The sequence below is a fragment of the Ekhidna lutea genome (assembly GCF_900188325.1).
Taxonomy (GTDB): domain Bacteria; phylum Bacteroidota; class Bacteroidia; order Cytophagales; family Cyclobacteriaceae; genus Ekhidna; species Ekhidna lutea.
Genome location: NZ_FZPD01000004.1, coordinates 272,203 through 293,825, shown reverse-complemented (window position 1 = coordinate 293,825; position 21,623 = coordinate 272,203). Strand labels below are relative to the sequence as shown.

The 21,623-nt window shown below is 39.6% G+C and carries 19 protein-coding genes; 6 read left to right on the top strand and 13 right to left on the bottom strand.

Annotated elements, in window-relative coordinates:
* Window positions 1-5: 5 nt before the first annotated feature.
* Window positions 6-158 carry a hypothetical protein gene (locus CHB71_RS18830; protein WP_179213407.1) on the bottom strand — a complete coding sequence of 51 codons (153 nt, stop codon included), beginning with the start codon at window positions 156-158 and terminating at the stop codon, window positions 6-8.
* 5 nt (window positions 159-163) lie between these two features.
* Window positions 164-1,021 carry an SPFH domain-containing protein gene (locus CHB71_RS12415; protein ID WP_089357246.1) on the bottom strand — a complete coding sequence of 286 codons (858 nt, stop codon included), beginning with the start codon at window positions 1,019-1,021 and terminating at the stop codon, window positions 164-166.
* A gap of 106 nt (window positions 1,022-1,127) precedes the next feature.
* Between CHB71_RS12415 and CHB71_RS12410 the strand changes: the two genes are divergently transcribed.
* A complete protein-coding gene (locus CHB71_RS12410) occupies window positions 1,128-1,613 on the top strand; it encodes a hypothetical protein (protein WP_089357245.1) in 486 nt (161 codons plus the stop codon).
* A 49-nt stretch (window positions 1,614-1,662) separates the two neighbouring features.
* Here the strand turns inward: CHB71_RS12410 and CHB71_RS12405 are convergent, their stop codons facing one another.
* The 4 genes from CHB71_RS12405 to CHB71_RS18825 all read right to left on the bottom strand — a co-directional run bounded on the left by CHB71_RS12405 (window position 1,663) and on the right by CHB71_RS18825 (window position 4,324).
* Window positions 1,663-2,721 (bottom strand): hypothetical protein, encoded by a 1,059-nt coding sequence (locus CHB71_RS12405; RefSeq protein ID WP_144017413.1) that lies wholly within the window; start codon window positions 2,719-2,721, stop codon window positions 1,663-1,665.
* 89 nt (window positions 2,722-2,810) lie between these two features.
* Window positions 2,811-3,491, bottom strand: coding sequence for a hypothetical protein (locus CHB71_RS12400; protein WP_089357243.1), 681 nt, complete (start codon window positions 3,489-3,491; stop codon window positions 2,811-2,813).
* On the bottom strand, window positions 3,472-4,059 hold the full coding sequence (locus CHB71_RS12395) for an RNA polymerase sigma factor (protein WP_245811270.1): 588 nt from the start codon (window positions 4,057-4,059) through the stop codon (window positions 3,472-3,474). The genes CHB71_RS12400 and CHB71_RS12395 overlap by 20 nt, the downstream gene beginning before the upstream one ends.
* Window positions 4,060-4,180: 121 nt before the next feature.
* Window positions 4,181-4,324, bottom strand: a complete 144-nt coding sequence (locus CHB71_RS18825; protein ID WP_179213406.1) for a hypothetical protein — start codon at window positions 4,322-4,324, stop codon at window positions 4,181-4,183.
* Window positions 4,325-4,815: 491 nt separating this feature from the next.
* Here CHB71_RS18825 and CHB71_RS12390 point away from each other — a divergent pair, with 491 nt between their 5' ends.
* Together CHB71_RS12390 and CHB71_RS12385 are read left to right on the top strand one after the other, a co-directional pair.
* Window positions 4,816-5,265 (top strand): helix-turn-helix domain-containing protein, encoded by a 450-nt coding sequence (locus CHB71_RS12390; RefSeq protein ID WP_089357241.1) that lies wholly within the window; start codon window positions 4,816-4,818, stop codon window positions 5,263-5,265.
* A 141-nt stretch (window positions 5,266-5,406) separates the two neighbouring features.
* Window positions 5,407-6,177 (top strand): AraC family transcriptional regulator, encoded by a 771-nt coding sequence (locus CHB71_RS12385; RefSeq protein ID WP_089357240.1) that lies wholly within the window; start codon window positions 5,407-5,409, stop codon window positions 6,175-6,177.
* 233 nt (window positions 6,178-6,410) lie between these two features.
* On the opposite strand, the gene CHB71_RS12380 is transcribed toward CHB71_RS12385, so the two are convergent.
* From CHB71_RS12380 to CHB71_RS12350, 7 genes are all read right to left on the bottom strand, one after another.
* Window positions 6,411-8,732: a T9SS type A sorting domain-containing protein gene (locus tag CHB71_RS12380; protein ID WP_089357239.1), complete on the bottom strand. Its 2,322-nt coding sequence runs from the start codon at window positions 8,730-8,732 to the stop codon at window positions 6,411-6,413.
* Window positions 8,713-9,426 (bottom strand): hypothetical protein, encoded by a 714-nt coding sequence (locus CHB71_RS12375; RefSeq protein ID WP_089357238.1) that lies wholly within the window; start codon window positions 9,424-9,426, stop codon window positions 8,713-8,715. Before CHB71_RS12375 ends, CHB71_RS12380 begins: the two co-directional genes overlap by 20 nt.
* A 64-nt stretch (window positions 9,427-9,490) precedes the next feature.
* Complete coding sequence (locus CHB71_RS12370) at window positions 9,491-10,342, bottom strand: hypothetical protein (protein ID WP_089357237.1); 852 nt, start codon at window positions 10,340-10,342, stop codon at window positions 9,491-9,493.
* Between the two features lie 25 nt (window positions 10,343-10,367).
* Window positions 10,368-11,828, bottom strand: a complete 1,461-nt coding sequence (locus CHB71_RS12365; RefSeq protein ID WP_089357236.1) for a RagB/SusD family nutrient uptake outer membrane protein — start codon at window positions 11,826-11,828, stop codon at window positions 10,368-10,370.
* Window positions 11,829-11,843: 15 nt separating this feature from the next.
* A complete protein-coding gene (locus CHB71_RS12360) occupies window positions 11,844-14,831 on the bottom strand; it encodes a SusC/RagA family TonB-linked outer membrane protein (RefSeq protein ID WP_179213405.1) in 2,988 nt (995 codons plus the stop codon).
* 163 nt (window positions 14,832-14,994) lie between these two features.
* Window positions 14,995-15,261: a hypothetical protein gene (locus tag CHB71_RS12355; RefSeq protein WP_089357234.1), complete on the bottom strand. Its 267-nt coding sequence runs from the start codon at window positions 15,259-15,261 to the stop codon at window positions 14,995-14,997.
* 72 nt (window positions 15,262-15,333) lie between these two features.
* A complete protein-coding gene (locus tag CHB71_RS12350; protein WP_089357233.1) occupies window positions 15,334-18,081 on the bottom strand; it encodes a putative LPS assembly protein LptD in 2,748 nt (915 codons plus the stop codon).
* Window positions 18,082-18,247: 166 nt separating this feature from the next.
* On the opposite strand from CHB71_RS12350, the gene CHB71_RS12345 reads away from it, so the two are divergent.
* Genes CHB71_RS12345 through CHB71_RS12335 form a run of 3 tightly spaced genes read left to right on the top strand, consistent with a single transcriptional unit; the run spans window position 18,248 to window position 21,616 of the window.
* Entirely contained in the window at window positions 18,248-19,048 is an 801-nt protein-coding gene (locus CHB71_RS12345; RefSeq protein WP_245811266.1) for an N-acetylmuramoyl-L-alanine amidase family protein, read from the top strand.
* A 12-nt stretch (window positions 19,049-19,060) separates the two neighbouring features.
* The gene (locus tag CHB71_RS12340; protein WP_179213404.1) at window positions 19,061-19,978 is read left to right on the top strand and encodes an MlaD family protein; all 918 of its coding nucleotides are present in this window, start codon (window positions 19,061-19,063) and stop codon (window positions 19,976-19,978) included.
* Between the two features lie 9 nt (window positions 19,979-19,987).
* Window positions 19,988-21,616, top strand: coding sequence for an acyl-CoA carboxylase subunit beta (locus CHB71_RS12335; protein WP_089357230.1), 1,629 nt, complete (start codon window positions 19,988-19,990; stop codon window positions 21,614-21,616).
* Window positions 21,617-21,623 lie beyond the last annotated feature (7 nt).

Here is a 21,623-nt window from a genome sequence, read left to right as displayed (position 1 = left end):
TCTGCCTACCTTTCTCTTTCAAGCATCACAATTATGGATCCATGATCAGACGTGAAACTTTTGATTTTCCAGCCTTGATTGGCCGTTTCATGTAGTCGCTTTTCGAAACGCTCTAGTTTTTCGAAAGCCTTTTGTTTTAGAAATTTATAATTAATCATGGCTTCTAGTGATTTAACGTCCCTGAATTAACAACCGGTGCAACGTCTTTATCTGCACAAAGCACAACCATTAGATTGCTGACCATAGCTGCTCGTCTTTCTTCATCCAGATCAATTACTTCTTTCTCTTTCAGTTGATCCAACGCCATTTCTACCATGCTTACCGCTCCTTCTACAATCTTGTGTCTGGCAGCAACAATGGCAGTGGCTTGCTGTCTCCTAAGCATCGCACTTGCTATTTCTTGTGCGTAGGCTAAGTATCCGATACGAGCCTCTAAAATTTCAATTCCTGCAATGGCCAATCTTTCATCAAGTTCTTTTTCAAGATCTTCATTTACGGCTTTAATCCCTGATCTCAATGTGACATCTGCCTGTTCATCGTCAAAATTATCGTAAGGATAAGTGCCGGCGAGCTTTCTTACCGCTGCATCTGTTTGTACCCGAACAAAATTTTCATAATCGTCTACTTCAAATGCTGCAGCGAAGGTATCCTTCACCCTCCAAACAAGTATAACTGAAATCATTATTGGGTTACCAATACTATCATTCACCTTTATTCGCTCACTATCAAAGTTTCTGGCCCTTAGACTTATCCTTTTTTTCGCGTAAAAAGGATTTACCCAGTAAAACCCATTTTCTCGGACTGTTCCAATGTACTTTCCAAAAAGAACCAGTACTCTGGATCCGTTAGGATTTACATAGAAAAAGCCTGGAATCATTAGTATCCATGGAAGAAGAAGTAAAAGCCAAATTGGATTTTTACTAAGGCTTATGAGCGTAATAAACCCGCCCAGGATAAGCCCATTGATAAATAAGGCCAAATAACCGGACGGTGGTATACGGGTTTTTTCTTGAGATTTCATAGCGATATATTTATGATTTTAGGAAATGATATTAAAATGATATCATAGTAATATACGTTGAAAATTTCTAAATGGTTATGATTCCATTATTTTATTCCTTTGCAGAATGGAGGAAAAAAACCTTAGATGGAAGGATTATCATCATCAGCTATACCAAATCTATCATGGTATCATTGCACTGACGCTAGTTCCATTTGCTTTGCTTTTTCTTGAGTGGGATTCGGGAGGTAAGATGAGCCAGCATTCGACACTTCTTGGGTATGTTTTTATGCCAATCATCCTTTCATTGACAGCTTTTGCAATATGGTATGCGTACAAAGGACCAAACGTACGATATCAATTGAGTGAAGAAATGACACTCAATGAGAAGTTAAAAGAGTTTAAGAAGAAAAATCTATATAAATATTTCATTTTAGCAATTGCAGGAATCCTATCTGCTCTGGCTATGTGGATTGTTCCTTCATTTATCTACGTGATTATCTATTTTGCGGTATTGGTGCAGTATTCTTTTTTAAGGCCTTCTGAGGATAAAATTGTGAGAGATATGCGTTTATCAAAGGAGGATAGGAAAGTTCTTCATCAGAACAAATAAAAAAAAGCGCCACCAGGGTAGCGCTTTTTAGCTTGTTCTAAATGGTTCATCAAAGTGTGATGCCGAAACTAACTGCCTGCAGCTTTGTATTATTGCCGTCGACATCCAGCGGTCCTCGGTTTGGAGAGAACACTTCGTTCAAGTCGTATGTTGCAAAGAGCTCCACACCTTTCCAGCCCACCTGTGCTCTAAGCCCATAACGGAAGTTTTCAAGGTAAAAATTATCTCTTTCCTTATCCTTTTCTTTGTTTCCACCATCTTTGAAAACGTACTTGGTGTGGCTTCCAATTCTATATCCGGCATAGCCGCCCACTCCAAATCGAAATCCTTTTCTTGAGTATTTTTTTATTTTAACCCCACCGGACTCTATACTGGTTATTTTTCTTCTACCTCGGGAAAAGTCAAACATCGGAACCACTGAAGCATTAATATAAGATGCGGTTAGCTTGCTTTTCTGTCCACTAATTGTATTAGGAACTTGGTTAAATTCGATTCTCTCCGAGCCTTCTTCAATGATATAGTCCGCATCTTCAAGCTTCCAGTTGTACCAGTTTATCCCCAGACCCCATTCCAGAAACATTGGGCCGCCTACCCAGGTTCTGTTGATACTGTTAAGGCCTACATACCAGGAGCCAAATGGTTTTACTGAATAAGGAGAATTATTTGCATCCGGAAACTCTCCATCATCAAGCCAGTTATTCAACCCTATATCTATGTTAAAGTGATGAGACGTTCTGTCTACACGATCAGCTTCATATGTTACTTTTTTTCGATCTTCCCAGTCGTCCTCATCCCAATCATCAACATCGTCAGGATCTACATCTACTTCTACACCTCCAAGTTTTATACGAACTTCATCGTCATTGATTTTCCAGTCCTTAATCTCTACCTCGTCATCATCATTCACGTATGCTTTTCCATCACTTATTTCCATGTATTCTACACTATCAGAAAGCTGAGCGTTTAAATCTTTGATCATTTGATTGATATCATAGTTTTCTAATCCGGCAAGATCTGCCCTTGATTTGGTTACGATTACTATTTTGCTGTTGTTATTCAGCTCAATGATCACCGTATCCTGTTTAGGATCACCTGCTTCAGCTGTCATGGCTGGCAACATTAGGGTTGCCAGGAAAAGCGTGAAAAACAATTTCAATTTGGTGTGTATTTTATGTTTACTAGTCATGTCCTTTTACTTTATAATGAGTTTCTGTCCTTTTTATCCTTAAATCCGCCGTTGAGCAGATTATCCTTTGCCGTTTTGATGTCGGCCAACATATCTCCCGGGTCAATTTTTTCTGCAAAAGCAATGAATTTCTTTAAGGCTCCTGTAGAATCTGCCTTTTGAGAGGTCGTATTTTGATTCTGATTTGACGCTATGTACGTGATTTTCACTGCCCTGAACGCTGGTTTAGTTGCAGATTCCTCGATTTTCTCTATTGTAGGAAGCTCTTCTATTTCAACCTCTGCAACCATCGTTTTTGGTTCAACTTCCTCTAATGGTACCTTATCTATCTCAACCTGAGTCTTATTTGGCTCTATTACAGCAAACTGTGTTTGTGGTCTGCTGGTAGCTCGTTTTTGTTGAGTTTTCACATCGTCTTTCTTATCTATTTCTGGGAGCACCATTTCCGGAAGGTCCTGTTTAATTGGGTGGTTCACATCAGAAGCTAAAGGTGTAAATGAAGATGCTTCATTTGTAGGCCAAACTATCCAGGAGGTAAGGATGATTGCAACGGATGCCGCAACCCAATACACCACAGGTGTCTTTTTGGGACGAATCTGTTTTTCGACCTTGGACCAGGCATTTGGAGATGGATTTGCTTCCATCTGACCTAGCTTTTCTCTAAATAACCTATCAATGTTTTGATGATCCATTGGTATATGTATTTTCAATTTCTTTTTCCATTTCAATTAGCCGAGCCTGAAGCCATTTTCTAGCTCTGCTAAGCTGAGACTTAGAGGTATTCTCATTGATGTCTAACTGCTTAGCTATTTCAGCATGGCTGTAACCCTCTATTGCGTAGAGGTTAAAAACTGTCCTGTATCCTACAGGTAGTTCACTGATCAGTTTTAATAGGTCTGCTTTATCCAGTGAATCTTCCATTACACTGAGGTTAGGACTATCTGAAACATTGTCTATGTCTGTTTCCAGCGACATATTCCGATTTTTTCTGATGTACATCAGGCAATCGTTTACGATTATTCTTCTGACCCAACCCTCGAAGCTTCCCTCACTTTTAAATTGATCTAATTTTTCAAAAACTTTAACAATGCCTCCGATCATTATATGTTCTGCTTCTTCACGGTCCTTTATGTATCTGAGGCAAACTCCCAACATTTTGGGAGCTAGTCGGTCATATAATCCTCGCTGCGCTGAAGCTTTGCCCTTTCGGCAGCCCTCCAGTAGTTCTTCTTCGGTTAGTGACTTATTTATTCGCAGCATGGTTTTGACCTTCATGGGGTAGATGCAGCAAGACTGCCAATGGTTGCGTGGGGTCGAATTTATTTAAAATAAAAAAAGTCGACTGTTGGTCGACTTCTTGATAAATTCTTATTTGATGTAATTAATCATTCTCATGATGCGCGTGATGCTGATGGAATCTATTCTGTCTTTTCAAAAGAAAGCGCCACATGCTCGTCCACATGTCATCAAATGCATAATGTATGATATTCTTGAAATTGAGCCAGTTGTCTCTTTTCTTTTTCATGGTTGACACTTTAGCTGATTGTTCTACCAAATCTACATTTTTTAACGTAAAAAAAGTATTTCAAGTTCTTAACTTTTGTAATAACTCCGAATTTTCAAGCTGAAATCTTAGAATAATTCTATCAGAAAATTTGATGGGAGAAAAAAGAGGGGGCGAAAATGATCCGTCCCCTCCCTAGCTAACCAAATAACTAGTTAATATAAGAGGTTCGCAATTATATCTTCTAACCGAATTGTAGAATTGTAAAAATGGGTGAAACCTAATTGTGATCCATCAGGCGAAATGACCTTTTAAAAAAAAGAGGGGCCGAATAGTAACCCGAAACCCCTCTGTTAAGTATGAAGAGGAATACAAGAATAGAGTAGCACCGTATTGGATAATTGTAAAAATGGCTGAAACAGTCTAACTGTAAAAAAGAAGATTTTTCTCACCAATTGGGGTAGTTAGCTTTATCACTTGTTAAGTAACAAAGACTCAAAGTGAATTGGACAATGATCGCAATAGGCCTGACCTTATTGGGGGTTGCCTTGATATGGTATACCAGATATAGACCTAAGCAACAATCTGATGAGCAAAACGGACTTGATGAAGAAGAATTGAAGGCTATTTATAATAAGACCATCGAACTAATAGAGGCCGAGCAATATTTTCTCAACAAAAGCCTGAAAATCTCAGATCTTGCAAAAGAGCTCTCCTGCAACGAGCGCTATGTATCTCGAGCGATCAACAAGTTCAGCAGTGGCAATTTCAATAAATTCATCAATTCGTTCAGGATTGAACACTCTAAGGAGCTATTAACAGGTGGAAAGTTCGATCATTATACAATTGAAGCGATTGCTGATGAATCTGGTTTTTCCAATAAAGTTTCTTTCTACAATGCTTTCAAAGGAGATACAGGAATGTCTCCAACACAATACAGAGCGCTAAAACAAGCCAAATAGCAAATACCCTACCTCATAGTTTTCGGAGTGTAAAAAAGCGTGATTTTTTATATAAAGAATCACGATTGTTTACATATGTACCTGAAAATCAATAAGTAGCAGGCCTTAGTAATACGTTTTGGATGAAACAATTCACCAATAATGTATACTCAAGAAAAAGGACTAAAAGAAGAGTTACTCATTGTAGATGCAATGATTAAACTCAAAACGGCAGGTAAACCACAAAAATTTGTGATGGTGCCGGACAATAAGGCTGAGATTATTATCCCTTTAGATGGCGATTTAACATTAAAATCAATAGGGAGTGTAAGGTCACTTAAGATGACTTACGGGAATATCTATTTTTTAATGCCTCGGCGGAGGGGAGCGGAGATTCTCCTCAATGAGGGTGTTAAAAGCTTAATCCTGAAGATTAACCCTATATACGCCAGAAGTATTGCATTAAAGCTAAAGGAGCTGTGCAATGGAGTATTTGCTATGGGACGCTCTGAAATGATGGTAAAAGCATTGAAAAATGCATTTGATCATAATGATGTCTACCAGGCCAGTGACCTGATTCAGGAAATGTGTGCCATGGGAATGGAAGTGTTCAACTATAATATGACTATTCTGGACTCAATAGATCAAATACGTCACACCAGCGGGACTATTTCAGTAAAAGAAATTTACTCATCTCTTAATGTGAGCAAGTCTAAGCTGGAACAACATTTTAATAAGGAAATAGGACTTACCCCGAAAGAGTTTTGCAGAATTGAAAAAATCAATTGCTTCATTAATTCATACAATGAAAATGAAGAGCAAAGCCTGACAGAGCTGACTTACCAATGTGGGTATTATGATCAATCACACCTTATTAAGGATTTCAAATACTTTTTAGACACAAGCCCTAAAAAGTTTTTTATCTCGCAGTGATCAATCAAATTCAGAATTTCTGGCTAATTGGTAAATGACCCTATAAGGTGACCCGATTTGCACTAGATTATTGCTCACCCTCAAGTTTGGGAGTTCACTCCCAAGCTTGAGTATAAAAGGGGGCATAGAGTGCCCCGCACTGTGGTTTTGGCTGAAGCTATTGCAAGTGTCTGTTTTTTTGGAATAGACCGGATCGAACGGTTAAAATTTATTATCAGATTAGTTCTTTGCAATTAATGATCAATCACAATCTTTTTGGTCTCTATACCATCCTCAGATATTATCCTGACCAGATACACCCCCTCATTCATGTCGTTTAATGACAACTCTGTTATGCCCTTTATTATGCTTGCCTCAACAAAAATCCTTCCTGTCAGGTCATAAATTGAAATTTCTAAACCTTGAACGGTTTCAATGATTATTTTCTCAGAGGCAGGATTTGGGTAAACGGAAACACTACTCACTGGCATTTCAGAACCTAAGACCGTAAAGACATCAGAAATGTTTTCACAACCGGATTTGTTTCTTACTATCACATAGTAATCTCCGTTTCCCGCAAAAGGAATTTTTGTTGCACCTGAATCGTCAATGAGTACCTCATTATGATACCACTCAATCTCGAAAGCAGATGCAAGCAGTCTGAGTTCATTGTTTGAAAAAATGATTGATGGTTTGGCGGGTTTCTGACTGATTACATTGACCGAAACACTTTCGCTAATAATATCATTACCACTTTTCACAAATACTTCATAATCACCAGCAGACAGACCTTCAAATAACCCACTTGATTGATAGTTTTCTCCATCTAATGAATAAGAAATTTCATTACCGTTAAAGCTTGCGTCTACTTCAATTACACCATTTTGATCGCCGGCACATTGCTCAGCTGTTACGGCAATACTTCTAATTACAATTTGAGAAGTGTAGCTAATCTGAAGATTGTCTATATAAAAATTATTTCCGTTGCTGTTTTTAGCTTCAATGAATAATTGCACAAAATTGCTCTCAGGATCGAATGGAACGTATGTTTCCACATGATTCCATTCTGCTGGTTTAGGAACAAAAGATTGACTTTTAGCATTAGCCGTAGCATCCGTTTTGCCATTTGCCGACCAGACCTGCTTCTGAGGACCACACCCTTTTGATAGGATGTTTATTTCATCAATTCGCTCTGATGTTCCATCTGAGAAATATGTAAAGGCGTAATCAAAACTAATTACATAGTCCATCTCGCCTGGGTTTTCGAGCGGACTTAGTAGGTAATAATCGACAGCATTTCTATTTTCATAGCCATGAAATTGCATAGAGAATGATTGTTCACTTTCTGATCCTGCATTTTCAATACTGAAACTAAAAGTATCTCCAGGTGAATGAAGGCTTGCCTCATCAATTTCTTCCATTTCGAAACCCATCTCCAAAGAAGCATCAGGTGATGAAGGTTGCGGTATGATTTTAACGGCATTTTCAAGCAGTTTTATATCGGTTCCACCATCATCGCCATTAATAGTCAATTCTACATCATATGTTCCAGGGCTGCTATAAGTAATCCTTGGATTTTCATCTGTTGTTGATGCAACAGAAGCTTCCGGCAATCGCCATTCAATGCTTTCATAATTTCCCAGTGACATGTTGGTTAACTCGACTTCCTCGCCTGCACAAGCGATGCTTTGACTTATACCAAAATCAGCTGCATAGTTTTTCTGATTTAGATAGCTGCGAAAGCTCATATAACCGGAAAACGCCCGGCTGTATTGGCCGGTGGAAAAGATCCTACGACAGTCTTGCGGAGCATATGACATCACATTTTCAGTGTTTGGCTGATATAAATCTCCGTTGGTATCTCTCAGGTTACCGGTGTATTGACAGTTGCTGTTTACTTTTCCAGTTAAGTTGGGGTCTGCAGGTGTGTCACACACGTCATCACCCGCTGTTTCGCAATTGCTGCCATCTACCAGCTCATCTGTGGTTCCATTATTAGTTTTTCCATGGGTATGATATAATGTTAAATAATGACCAATCTCGTGAGAAAGGGTAGTTCCATTTACCGTACAGCTATTGTCCATAAGTATTCGGTCTGGATTACCCGGAAAGTATGCATAACCGCACAATGGATCAGAGCCGGACGTTACCGTATTAGCAAAGTAGATATTGATTGTATTAGGAACATCCCTTTCATTAGCAAGTGCCTGTTCTGAGTCGGAATTGAAATCATAGAATTCATCATTATCAACATAGTCAATGTCTCCGAACAGAAAGAATTCGAGCCCGGCATTGCCATAAAAGTTATTGACTTTTTCCAGTGCTGATGTCAGCTGGCTTTCTGATAATCCACCTGTGCCATCACTTTTTCTAATGATATGAGCTTTTATTGCCAACCTCATTGGATCGCTTGAGATTCTAACTCTATGAGGTGAGATCAGATGGTCAGCTATCAACTGTTGTGATTCCTCGGTCAGTATTGTTCCGCACGTTTTGTGATTTTCTTGAGAGTGGGCTTTAACGCTTGATAAAAGTGCGATAAAACCAATGGTGATCTTAATTAGTAATGCTTTCATAATACTCAAATACTTTCTTTAACTCATTTTCATTCTTCACATTGAGACTGTTTTTCTTCATGAATTCTCTAATCTGTTCCTCCCGATCATTTAGTAGTTTAGTTACTGATCTTTTGGATGGCTTTATGGATATCGCAGCTTCATTACCTTTTTTCACAATAAACTCTTCTCTACTCACATATTTATCGTAAGCAATACCACTACCATAAGCTTGATTGCCGTCATCTTTCTTAATCAGCTTCACAGAATGCCTTTTGAATAGGTTTAGTCTTTTTCCTTCATGGATGGATTGCGCAAATACTTTTTCATCATCGACAGATAATGTTTTAAAGTTTAAGGTTTGTCCACCCTCAGTTATGCTGAAGTGTAGAATATTATTTTTTTTGAGAGATACAGCTCCTCCTGGTAGTTTACCTATGAGAATATCCAGCAATAGGTCATACTTTAATTCTACTTCTGAGAGTTTTATTCCATCTGTAGTTTCAACCGATCCAGGTTTCCATTCTTCAAACAGATACCTTTCACCTACTGACTCGTTATTTTCATTAAATGATCTTAGTTTATTTCGTTCGAGCCATGACTCAACATCATGCTGCCTGCCAGCTCCAGTTAAGCTAATGACTCCTTGTGAATAAGTTTTTGGTGTGAAAACAAAAGACAAAACGATAACACCAAAGCATATAATTTTTTTCATATGTTAAAATCATAAAAAAGGGCATTGATTCACCAATGCCCTTTTATTAATTAAAAATCAAAGTTTAATCAGCTTTTTCGAACATCATTTCGAAATCACCATTACCACCAAGTCCGCCAACGACAGAGATAGTAGTTTCGGTATAAACTCCGTTTGTTTGCCCTTGAGGCATGTTCCATGATCCAACCCCAACGAAGGAATCAGTTGTTCCTAGCGCGATTACTTCTTGTGGGCATGTCAGGAACTTAATCGTATAGTCACTGCCAAACGGACCTCCTGAGAAGATCGCTGTGGTTCCGGACGGATCAGATGGGTCTGCCGTTAAAGTAGCATTGCCTCCTGAGTTTGTGAATCCAAAACCGTTCAGAGAGCTACCCTCGCAGCAACTGCCCGGTTTTCCGATTGCATCGATGTATACCCATTCACCCACATATGCATCCAGGTCAATAGGGCAGTCATCATCTCCAATGGTCACAGTTACAGAAGCATTATTTCCGTCAGGGCCTGGCAATCCAATTGTGAAATCACCGCCACTTACATTTGTGATTGTAAATACAAGAACTTTATCTCCATCAGAAAAGACATTGTCAATCGGATGTATTTCAAGTGAAGCACTTGCCTGACCAGCCGGAATAGTTAGCGATCCGGAGGTGTTTGATAACGTAAAGTCATCAGCATCTCCCGCTGTTATTTCCAGGTTATAATCAACAGTAATATCACTTGATTGCAATGCAGCAGCCATTAAAACCTGAATAACTGCCGAATCGGGACTGTTTTCAAGTATTACTGCTGATTCTGTGTCAAAAGCGATAAACTGCTCAGTTATAATGGCCTGAGTTTCTGTTTCCGAACAACTGACTCCTACCATTAGTATGGCAGCAAACAGTAGTGTATATAGTTTATTTAACATTTTCATCTTTATTCACTTTAAGTATTAAGAATTAACCCCCAAGGAATGCAGTCCAAAGTGCATCTTGCTGCATGTTTGGATTAGCATCCGTTTCTTCTTGAGGAATTGGCCAGGCAAATAGCTTATCACCATATGGTATTACACAGTTACCATTTGTAAGTGTGCATCCAGAGCCTCTGTCAATATCCATCTGAAGACGTTTAATATCTCCATACCTATGACCCTCAAATGCAAGCTCCCTTCTTCTTTCTGCGAGTATGTCATTAATTAATGCATTTCCAGTACTTGTAATTGCTGGAGCGTTTGCTCTTGCAGTAATCAGGTTGATTGCATTCTGAGCAGCAGTGTTTTGACCATCTCTGGCAAGACATTCAGCCTGAATAAGAATCATCTCCGACAAACGAAGTACCGGGTAATTAAAGAACCTTGTGTTTCCGTCGTTTCCAGGATACTTATTCACAAAGTTCACACCACCGATATTTCGATACCACAGGTTTCTAATATCAGCAGGATCATACTGAGCAACAATATCATCACTAGGGCCAAGGTCTCCGTACCCATCTACTCTATTGTAAATAGACGCAAGACCTTCCAGTCCGGGATAATTTGTATCATTTGTGTTATTTGCAAAAATGACCAGGATATCCTCTGATCGAGGTGTCCCGGTAGCCCACTCATCAATCACGTTATTGGTGTTTCCATCACCATCTATTGTTGTTCCAGCAGTATAACTTCCCAGTGTATAACCTCCTGTATTAATCACTTCATTGGCATCAGCAAGTGCATTTGTGTAATCACCCATATAGAGATTTACTCGAGCTCTTAGACCCACTACAGCCATTGTGCTGGATCTGTTTGCTCCGGCAGAAGTAGCGTTGCTCATGAGTGTCTCCGCAGTATTTAAGTCATCCATGATGTTAGTAAATACTGTGCTTGTGACGTCTCTTGCAGGAGTTCCAATTTCATTGGTAGTTACATAAGGAACGCCCAAATGAGATTGATCTGAAGTGAAATTGTAATCATGAGCATAAATTCTCATGATATCGAAATGGCAAAGTGCTCGTACAAACAATGCCTCAGCTTTAAGCTGATCCTTTTGTGCCTGATCACCTTCAATATCATCGATCCGATTAATGATTTGATTAGCACGGCCGATAACATTGTAGGCCTGTGTCCAGTTACTGACCGTAGTATTCGTTGGATTTAGTTCCAATGTATAATAGACGGTTAACCTTGCACCAGCTCCATCAGGAATATTTCCGTTATCCGATGAAGCGTCCATTAATGAAGGAAAGTTTCTACCATAATAAGCCCCATCCTGGAGGCCTGAGTACAAACCAATCACTGCATTTTCAAAATCATTGAGGGTCTCAAAAGCAGCATCTGTTGAAACTGACTGTTGAGGTTCAACTTCAAGTTGATCTGAACAGCTAACACCTAGTATTACAACCAGGGCTAAGCCGATTTTATATAATTTATTATATGATTTCATACTTTTTGAGTTTTATTAAAATCCAATATCAATTCCCACGGTGTATGAGCGTGGCTGAGGATATAATCCAAAGTCTACTCCATCAATACCTACTTCCGGGTCAAGTCCTGGATACTTAGTCCATGTTTTTACATTTTGTCCCTGAGCATAAATTCTCACACTAGTCAGCTTCATCTTAGAAGCCATATTAGCGGGTAGGTTATATGCAACTGTTACATTTCTCAATCTCAAGAATGAGCCATCATGGATTTGTCGAGTTGAAGCATTGTTTCCACCATCTGTATTGCCTTGCTTAATTATCGGCACATCGGTGATGTCACCTGGCTGTTGCCATCTTCTGAGCTGCTCAGTACTCTGATTCCTTCCAAATCTTGATCCATCACTATTGATAAATCTCGAAACACTTCTATACACGTCATTTCCATGACTTAAGAATAGGAAGGCAGATAAAGAAAGCCCCTTGTACTGGAACGTGTTAGTCAAGCCAGAAAGGACATTGGCAACAGGGTTTCCAACAATTTGGCGATCAGCCTGACCGTATGCTGTTACAACATTTCCATCTTCATCATACCAAAGTGGGGCACCATTAGCTGGGTTTACTCCAGCATAAACAGGCATATACCAGGAATTTACTGACTCACCCACACGCTGAATATTGTTACCATCAGGGATATCGGCCCCTTCTGGCAAGCTTGTAATTTCATTGTCATTTACAGATATATTGAAATCGGTTGCCCATGAGAAATCACCCATTTGAAGGTTTACGGAACTCAATGTGAATTCCCATCCTTTGTTTACCATTGTTCCAAGATTTTGGTCTAATTCTTCAAATCCGGTCGTTCTTGAAATAGGCACTTCCAACAACATGTCAGTTGTTTCCTTATTATAGTAATCAATGGATCCATTCAGGCGACCCTGAAATAGGCTATAGTCTATTCCAATATCTACCTGCTGGCTTTGTTCCCATGTAAGATCAGGGTTGTCCAATTGTGAAGGAAAACTCACAGATTGTCCATCATATGACCCAAATTGGTACAATCCTCTTGAGGCAAAGTTGTCGATTGACTGATTTCCAGAAGTACCCCAACTACCTCGTAGTTTCAATTGATCTACAAAGCTTACATTGAAGAAAGACTCATCTACGATATTCCAACCAGCACCTACTGAATAGAATGTAGCAAATCGGTTATTGGCCCCAAATCTTGAAGATCCATCTCTTCGGACACTAACATCAACAAAATACCTTTCGTCGAAGTTGTAATTAACCCTGGAGAATATTCCCCATATTGACCACTCAGTACCGAAGGCCCCATACCCAAAGTTTTCTGCTCCCGAGTTAATGGTTCTTAATTTATCCGATGGGAAATTGTTAGCTGTTACATCAATAGACTCTCTATTGGCACTCTGAAATTCGTTACCTGCTAGTACGGTTATATTGTGCACATCATTGAATGACGTGTTATAATTCAGCGTACTTGTGATTACATAATCCCTGTTGAACGTTGAAACCGCTGTAACAAAGCCTCCATCATTAACACCATCCGGGTGATTCTGAGAAGTCCAGCTGTCTTCATTAATTCTTACCATATCCAGACCCACACTTTGATTGAAAGTAAGCCCTTCTAAAAGGTCATAATTCAGGTAAACTTTACCAGTCGTTCTGAATGTATTTGCAACATTGGAGCTTAATGCCTGCGTGGCAACATGATTATGGTTTGAAAATCCTGGGGTGTTAAAGTTGAAGCCTGTACCTCTATCTTCACCATTATCAATTTGTTCTTGTGTTGCATAAATTCGGTACAGAGGGGAAAGATACATACCACCATAAATAGGGTCACCAAATGATGTTCCTGCTCCATATCGTCCATTTTGCTTTGCATTAGCAATTGTCAGGTTCACTCCGAAGGTTAATTTCTCAGTTGCTGAGTGATCAATATTGAACCTGGATGTGAATCTTTCAAGCTGTGTTTGAACAGCGATTCCTTCCTGATCTAAAAATGAACCGGAAATGAAGAATCGTGTCTTATCATCGCCACCGCTTGCCGATAGCTCATAACTCTTGAGTGAACCGTCCTGAAAGGCAAGATCAAGCCAAGGTGTATCAACAGTGTCAGGAGCAATTGGATAATACGTTGATGCAGATCCGGCATCATCCGGATTACCTCCAGCATTAACAACTGCTTCTCTCATATACTCTGTAAACTGTGCTGAGTTCATTACATCAAATGGATCGTCCCTTCTTTCGGAAACACCTTGCTGAACACGAAGTGTAAACTTGGTCTGACCAGGCTTACCTTTTTTCGTGGTTATAATGATTACACCATTTGCAGCTCTTGAACCATAAATAGCAGCAGCGGAAGCATCCTTCAGCACCGTCACATTCTCAATGTCATTCGGATTTAATGAAGCCAAAGCATTAGCTGTTTGTTGATCCCGGGACAAATCTCCCACGTTGATTGGAACGCCATCCAATACATAAAGCGGCGCACTTCCAGCGTTGATTGATCCAATTCCTCTAAGTCGTACATTTGTTGCACCACCTGGCATACCGCTTGTTCCCTGTACATTAAGGCCAGCGACATTTCCTTGAAGAATGTTGTCAAAACTTGGAAGTGGAACCTGCTCAAACTTTTTGGCATCAACCTTATCGATTGATCCAGTCAGTTTTTTTGTGGTAGACTCTCCATAACCAACGACCACAACTTCCTGGAGCTCTGTTGCTCCTCCCATCGTCACATCAATGACGGATCGAGTACCAGCGTTGATTTCCTGAGCTTCAAACCCTACAAATGAATAGATGAGGATGTCTCCATCATTTACCTGCAATCGGTAGTTACCATCTAGATCTGTAGTTGTTCCTGTAGTGGTTCCTTTTATCACCACATTCACCCCGGGTAAGGTTTCACCTGTATCGTCGGTGACCTTTCCGGATACCGTCCTCTGAGCATGGACTTGCGTCAGCGCAAAGAGGCACACCATCAATGAAAAGAAAAACTTTTTCATAAGCATGAATTGTTTGTTATTAATTGATTAAACCGGTAAGGTTAGCTCTGAAAAAGTCTGATTAATTGTAAAAAAGAAGCCCCTGAATTATAGGGGATTCAGGGGCTTAGGGGGTTGTTTAGATAGATTACAACCTTTGATTTTAAAGGGGGGTCTTACATAATTATTCCTTATACCAAACTCGGATTAACTGATACCAATGAGAGCTGCTTTCGCGACCTGTTCCGAGCATAGTGTCTTCACTTCCTTCCTCATCTGAATCATAGATATTAGGTAATAAAACGGTTTCAACATTAACGAGCTCTATCGGGTTAGAAGAAATCCACTCGTTCATTGCGTCCATTAGTGAATGGAAGCTTTCGATTTGGGCGGATTTAAACAGACCACCTTTTTTGGTCACTTTAGGGGCAAAATCAATGTGCTGAATCATGTCAATTAGGGGTTATTTTGATAATTAGCAATGAATTTAAATACAAATCGCATTGAATTCCAGATTTTTCGACTAATTGAAGAAGTCGAAAAAGCTTCTGCGCTTCTCAAGCTTAAGATCCTGAAGCACAGCGGATTTGACCCTGATTGAAAGAAAATATGATTGGAAACGACCAAAAGGAACCCAGTCAAAGTTCATTGTCCAGCAGTGAAGATCACGCGAAATTCCTAGTCTTGTAGTTGTAAAATCTTTAGCTTCAAAATCATAGCCAGAGTTAAATGTAAGCTGGGTTTTGTCAGTAAGCCCCAGGGTCCCACTAAACTGGAAACTTTGTCTAATGCTTGCGTCTTGAAATCCGCGCTGTGTTCTGTTGATCGAGTATTGCATTCTCAGTGTCCATGGCACAGCGAAATCAACATACATTTCGGGATTATTCTGAATATGCTCAACTTGCTGTCTTTCATGATCAGAATACCCGTCAAACCCAACCTGGTCATCCGGAGGAATTGTTCCTTGATCGCTACCTAGTCCATTTAATGAATTTTGATCATTGTTTGTATTATTCTTACGAGACCCTCGTGGCGATAAATTGAAACTCAGTGAGGTGTTTAGATTTGATAACCTGCCGACCCCATTGCCATTATTCCAGGTAAATCGATTGAGGCGTCTTTGATTAACTATTCTGTTTCCTTGTGAATTGGTGGTTTCTGATATCAACAAGTATTCATAAGGATCCAGTGATCCAGTTACATTAACGGAGATTTTACCATCAAAGAAGCTGGTTCTCGCATTAAAGTTGATATTACTAAGCTTAAAAGAATCTGCGGCAATGTTATAGCCACTGCTTAGACCTAAGTTGTCGAAGAGCTTTACTTTTTTAAATCCATTAACCGTATCCTTTTTACTTGCAACCTTCATTTCAATGTTATTGGACAATGAAAATCCTATTGTTTTACTCTCGCCCCCGCTTGGAGAACCATAAGCAAATCCCTGGTACTTGCTGACTCTCTGAAAAGTGCTATCCGAGTCAACCTGCACATCGCTGTACACACCATACTTTGAGTCTGAAAAGTCCGGGCTATAGTTAAAAGAAACACTTGGCGTCATAACATGACGAATGGCCTGAATTTTACCTTTTGAGAAAAAAGCAGTTCCATAAATCCGTGTATTAAGTGAAGCTCCCGTAGACCAACTACCGGCTCTGCTAAAACCGTCCACTGTATCTACACGTACAGCATTCTCATCTGGCAAATATTCATATTGAAGTTCTTTTGTATACCAAAAGTCTGTGTAGTTAAAGGTTGGGTTAATGGTGAAATATTTCAATACACTCATGGATGTTGAAATAGGAATCGTATGCTTACCACCCATCTGTGAACGCCGGAAGATTTCACCAAGGTTGCCCTGATTGAAAGCAATCACTGAGTCCGACTTAGTGTCTTTGTTAGCAACATCGAATTGAAAGGGATCTCGAACTTTATCATTCGAAAGTTCATTTTTCGCTACAAAATTATGACTGAAGTTTAGTTTAGCAAGAGGTGAATTGCTTGATTTAACTACCTGTTTGAATGGATAAATCCGATTCATATTTACGGTGAGGTCAGGAAGGGTGAGATTAACAATTCCTGTCTGGATATTTTGGCTATGTCGCAAATTAGAGGACATATTGAATGGAGTACCAGCAAAGGTCTTTCTATAACTGATGTTAGAAGTAAACTGCGAGTTTATACTTCTGGTAAAATCCTGATTGACAAGATTGTTATTGTCATTGTACGATGAGGTACCCGCAGAAACGGACGCTGAAATGGACGAATTACCTCTTGATTCCGGTGTATGATTCCATCTTACCCAGTAATCATTCGTTTCAAGAGGATTTTCCAGATCGTCAGATACAGATTTGTTATGCGAGAGATTAAACGTTCCTCTAAATGAATATCGTTTATAATAATTTGAAACCGCATTTATACCATTGCCCCCTTTAGAATAGATATCTCCTGTTAGTCTTAAATCTATGTAGTCACTGATAGCAAAGTAATAGCCACCACCTCTCAGAAAGAATCCCCTTCTTCGTTCCTCCCCATATGAGGGTACTATTATCCCGGATGATTTTTCTTTTGGTTGGGGAAACATTCCAAACGGAAAAAAGAGGGGAGTTGGAACGTCTCTAAAACGCATATTAAATGGTCCGGACACAACTTTATTATTTGGAATGACCTTTAGCTTGCTAGATTTAATTGAAAAATGAGGGTCTTCCAGGTTACACGTAGTGTATTCTGCACCTCTGATGAATAGTTCATCTTCTGCATTTTTCTTGACATCCTCTCCATGCATAAAGCCACCTTGTTGTTCGGTTACTACACCCTTAATTAAAGCCCTTTCCGATTTGAAATTGTAGAGTATATCATCCGTTACGTAGGTGTCGGGTCCTTCAGTGAAGACCGGTTTTCCAATCTTTTTACCCGTAGAGTCCGTAATGTATCTCGCCTGAAGTGTTCTTTTATCCCAGTTTACATCAGTTCGCTCCGCATCAAGCGCAATGTTACCATAATCAATGTGTGTTTCACCATAGAGGAATAGCTCCCTACTATTCACGTCGAAAAAGAGCGAATCTTTTGCATGATAGTTTATAGTAGTTTCAATATCACTTCTTCTAGAAACTCTTGAATTTCCAGCGGTTGAATCAGTTTTTATTTCCCCATTAATCCTGGCAGTATCTGGAGCAATAATGACCTCATTTGATTCATATTCCAATGAATCAACCTCCTGGGCAAAAGCCTCAAGAAAAAATAATGAACAGAAAAGTAAAATGAACCACCTCAATCCAACAAGCTTTTTTGAAAATGAACAATGACCAAATTATCTTTGAGATGTTTATTTGCTGGCATAAATGGCAAGTTTTTTGAAGAGAGTAGCATTTGAAAACTGCTGTTTTTGCCTGTTTTTCTAACTTTTGCGTAAAAGTATTTCATTTTAGACAATAAAGGGCGTGAGAAATCTAGTACTACCCATCGGATTAACCATATTTTTAGTTTTAGCTTCATTTCATCCGATAGGAAAAAGAAGTTTTGCTGTCACAAAAATTGTGATTGATCCAGGACATGGAGGAAAGGATCCCGGAACGATGGGGTCTTACACGAAGGAAAAAGACGTAGCTCTGCAAGTCGCACTTAAGGTTGGGGAATATGTTAAAAAACATGTATCGGGAATTGAGGTGATTTTTACTCGGACTGATGATACCTTTATTGACCTGAAAAAACGATCGGAAATAGCGAATAACCATGATGCAGATTTGTTTGTTTCGATCCATGCAAACTCCTTACCAAAATCCACACCGCTCTCTAGAAAGCAATCCATTAAGGGCTCTGAAGTATACGTAATGGGTGCGCAAAATACCGAAAGAGCTCTAGATGTTGCGAAACGAGAGAATTCAGTAATCTTACTTGAGGAGGATTATGAAAAAAATTATGACTTTGATCCACAGTCTGAAGAATCTTATATTTTATTTAATCTCACACAGTCGGCGTATCAGGATAACAGCCTTTTGTTAGCTAGTTTAATTGATGATCAATTAAAGAATCGAGCTGGAAGAAGAAGCTATGGCGTAAAGCAGTCTAGTCTTTACGTCATGTGGAGTACTGCAATGCCAAGTGTGTTGGTGGAAATTGGCTACCTTTCCAACCCGTTGGAAGAAAAGGAATTAAACAATCCGGATGTGCAGTCATATATTGCTTCTGGAATTTATCGAGCCATCAAGGAATACAAGGAAGCATTCGATGCTCAGAACTAAAAAATAAAAACTGTGTCAAAAGAATTCAAGATTGGGTTAATCACAATTATTGCGGGAGCTTTACTTTATTATGGCTTTAATTTTTTAAGAGGTTCCGATCTATTCGCTCCTTCTAATAGATATTATGCCACCTACACAAATGTTTCAGGATTGAATGTTTCAAATCCGGTCTATTTTAACGGCTTGCCAGTGGGGCGAGTCAGTGGATTTAAACTCGTTCAGGATAAAGGATTTATTGTTGTTTCCATTGATATTGATGAAGGTCTGGTCATCGGGAAAGATGCATCAGCCACGCTGGCTAATGATGGACTTTTTGGAGGGAAAGCAGTTGTGCTTGATGTCGGAAAATCTCAGGAAAAAGCTGAGCCGGGTGATACACTTGCTTCAGAAATGGATGGAGGCATGCTTTCTCAGTTTGAACCGGTCGCAGATAACCTCAATACAACAATAACCAAGCTTAATGACCTATTGGATCAGCTAAATAGTACTGATATTGCAGGAGCGGTAGATACACTTAAGTATTCAATTGGTGCAATCACATACAAAGTAAATCAACTCGATGTTGAAAATACATTGACGAATGTGGATGATTTGCTAGTGAGTTTTAAGCAACGATCTGAACAGATGGATGGTTTGCTTGCAAGCTCAAAACTGTTAGTGGATTCACTTAATCAGGTTCCACTTTCTGAAACGCTAAGCAAAGTAAACGAATCACTGGATCATGTAAATAAATTATTGCTTGCTGTTCAGTCAGATGAAGGAACCCTTGGCAAAATGTTAAACAATGATTCTGTTTATAATAATCTAAATAAACTATTGGTTGACCTGGACGAATTGGTCATCCATTTCAATAATTATCCCAAAGATTTTATGGGCCCGCTTGGTCGTAAGAATAAAAAACTTAAGGGAATTTCTCAGGAGGGTAAGTAGCGAAAATTCATGGACATTCAATTCAACAAAAATGAAGATGCCAACAAGCAGTTGGTTTACAAACTAAACGAGCGTTTAAAAAAAGTACACCTTGGAGGAGGCGAAAAGAAAATAGCATCTCATCATAAGAAAGGCAAGCTCACTGCAAGAGAGCGAATTGAATACCTTTTGGATGATCCAGGTGATTTTCTGGAAGTTGGAGCTTTTGCTGCTGATGGCATGTACAAGGAGGTTGGTGGCTGTCCTTCTGCAGGAGTAGTGACAGGCATTGGAAAAGTATCTGGCCGACAGTGTATGATTGTTGCAAATGATGCCACTGTGAAAGCTGGCGCTTGGTTTCCGATGACAGCAAAGAAGAATCTCAGGGCTCAGGAAATATCCATTGAAAATAATCTTCCGATCATTTACCTGGTTGATAGTGCAGGGGTCTTCCTCCCAATGCAGGATGAGATCTTTCCGGACAAGGAACATTTTGGTCGGCAATTTCGAAATAATGCGGTCATGTCCTCTAAAGGGATCATTCAGATTGCCGCGATCATGGGCAGCTGTGTAGCTGGAGGTGCATACCTGCCTATCATGGCAGATGAAGCTTTGATTGTTGACGGGACAGGCTCTGTTTTTCTTGCTGGAAGCTATCTAGTGAAATCAGCAGTAGGAGAGGACATAGACAATGAAACACTCGGTGGAGCGACTACTCACTGTGAGATTTCTGGAGTAACTGACAATAAATTCAAGGATGACAAAGCTGCGCTAGACGCAATCAAAAAGATTTTTGATAAAGTAGGTGAACCAGAAACTGCTGGATTCAATCGATCAGAACCTAAGCTTCCAAAGAAAAAGTTGGAGGATATCTATGGCGAATTTCCGGATAATCGAGGTGTTCAATACGACATGGTCGAGGTAATCAAATGCCTGGTTGATGAATCGGAATTTGATCAATACAAAGAGCTTTATGGTAAATCAATTGTGTGTGGTTACGGAAGAGTAGACGGATGGAGCGTTGGCATAGTAGCAAACCAGCGAAAAGTTGTGAAAACCAAAAAAGGAGAAATGCAGATGGGTGGAGTGATCTACTCGGACTCTGCAGATAAGGCTGCTAGATTTATTATGAACTGCAATCAGCGAAAAATACCATTGGTTTTCCTTCACGATGTAAATGGTTTTATGGTAGGCTCAAGATCGGAGCATGGGGGCATCATTAAAGATGGGGCTAAGATGGTGAATGCCGTTTCAAATTCGGTAGTGCCAAAGTTTAGTATTGTGATGGGAAGCTCATACGGAGCAGGAAACTATGCGATGTGCGGTAAAGCCTATGATCCGAGGTTGATCTATGCCTGGCCAACAGCCGAAATAGCTGTCATGAGCGGTGGTTCTGCAGCAAAGACCCTTCTTCAGATCGAAATAGCTTCAGCAAAAGCAAAAGGAAAAGAATTGACTGAAGAAGAGAAGAAAGCACAACTAAAGAAAATTGAAGATTCCTACAGGGAAAAATTAAGCCCATACTATGCTGCATCCAGATTGTGGGTAGATGGAATAATTGATCCAAAAGAAACCAGAAATGTCATTTCCAGAGGAATAGAAATGGCCAATCATGCGCCAATAGAAGAGCGAATGAATGTAGGAGTCATTCAAACTTAATAACTTT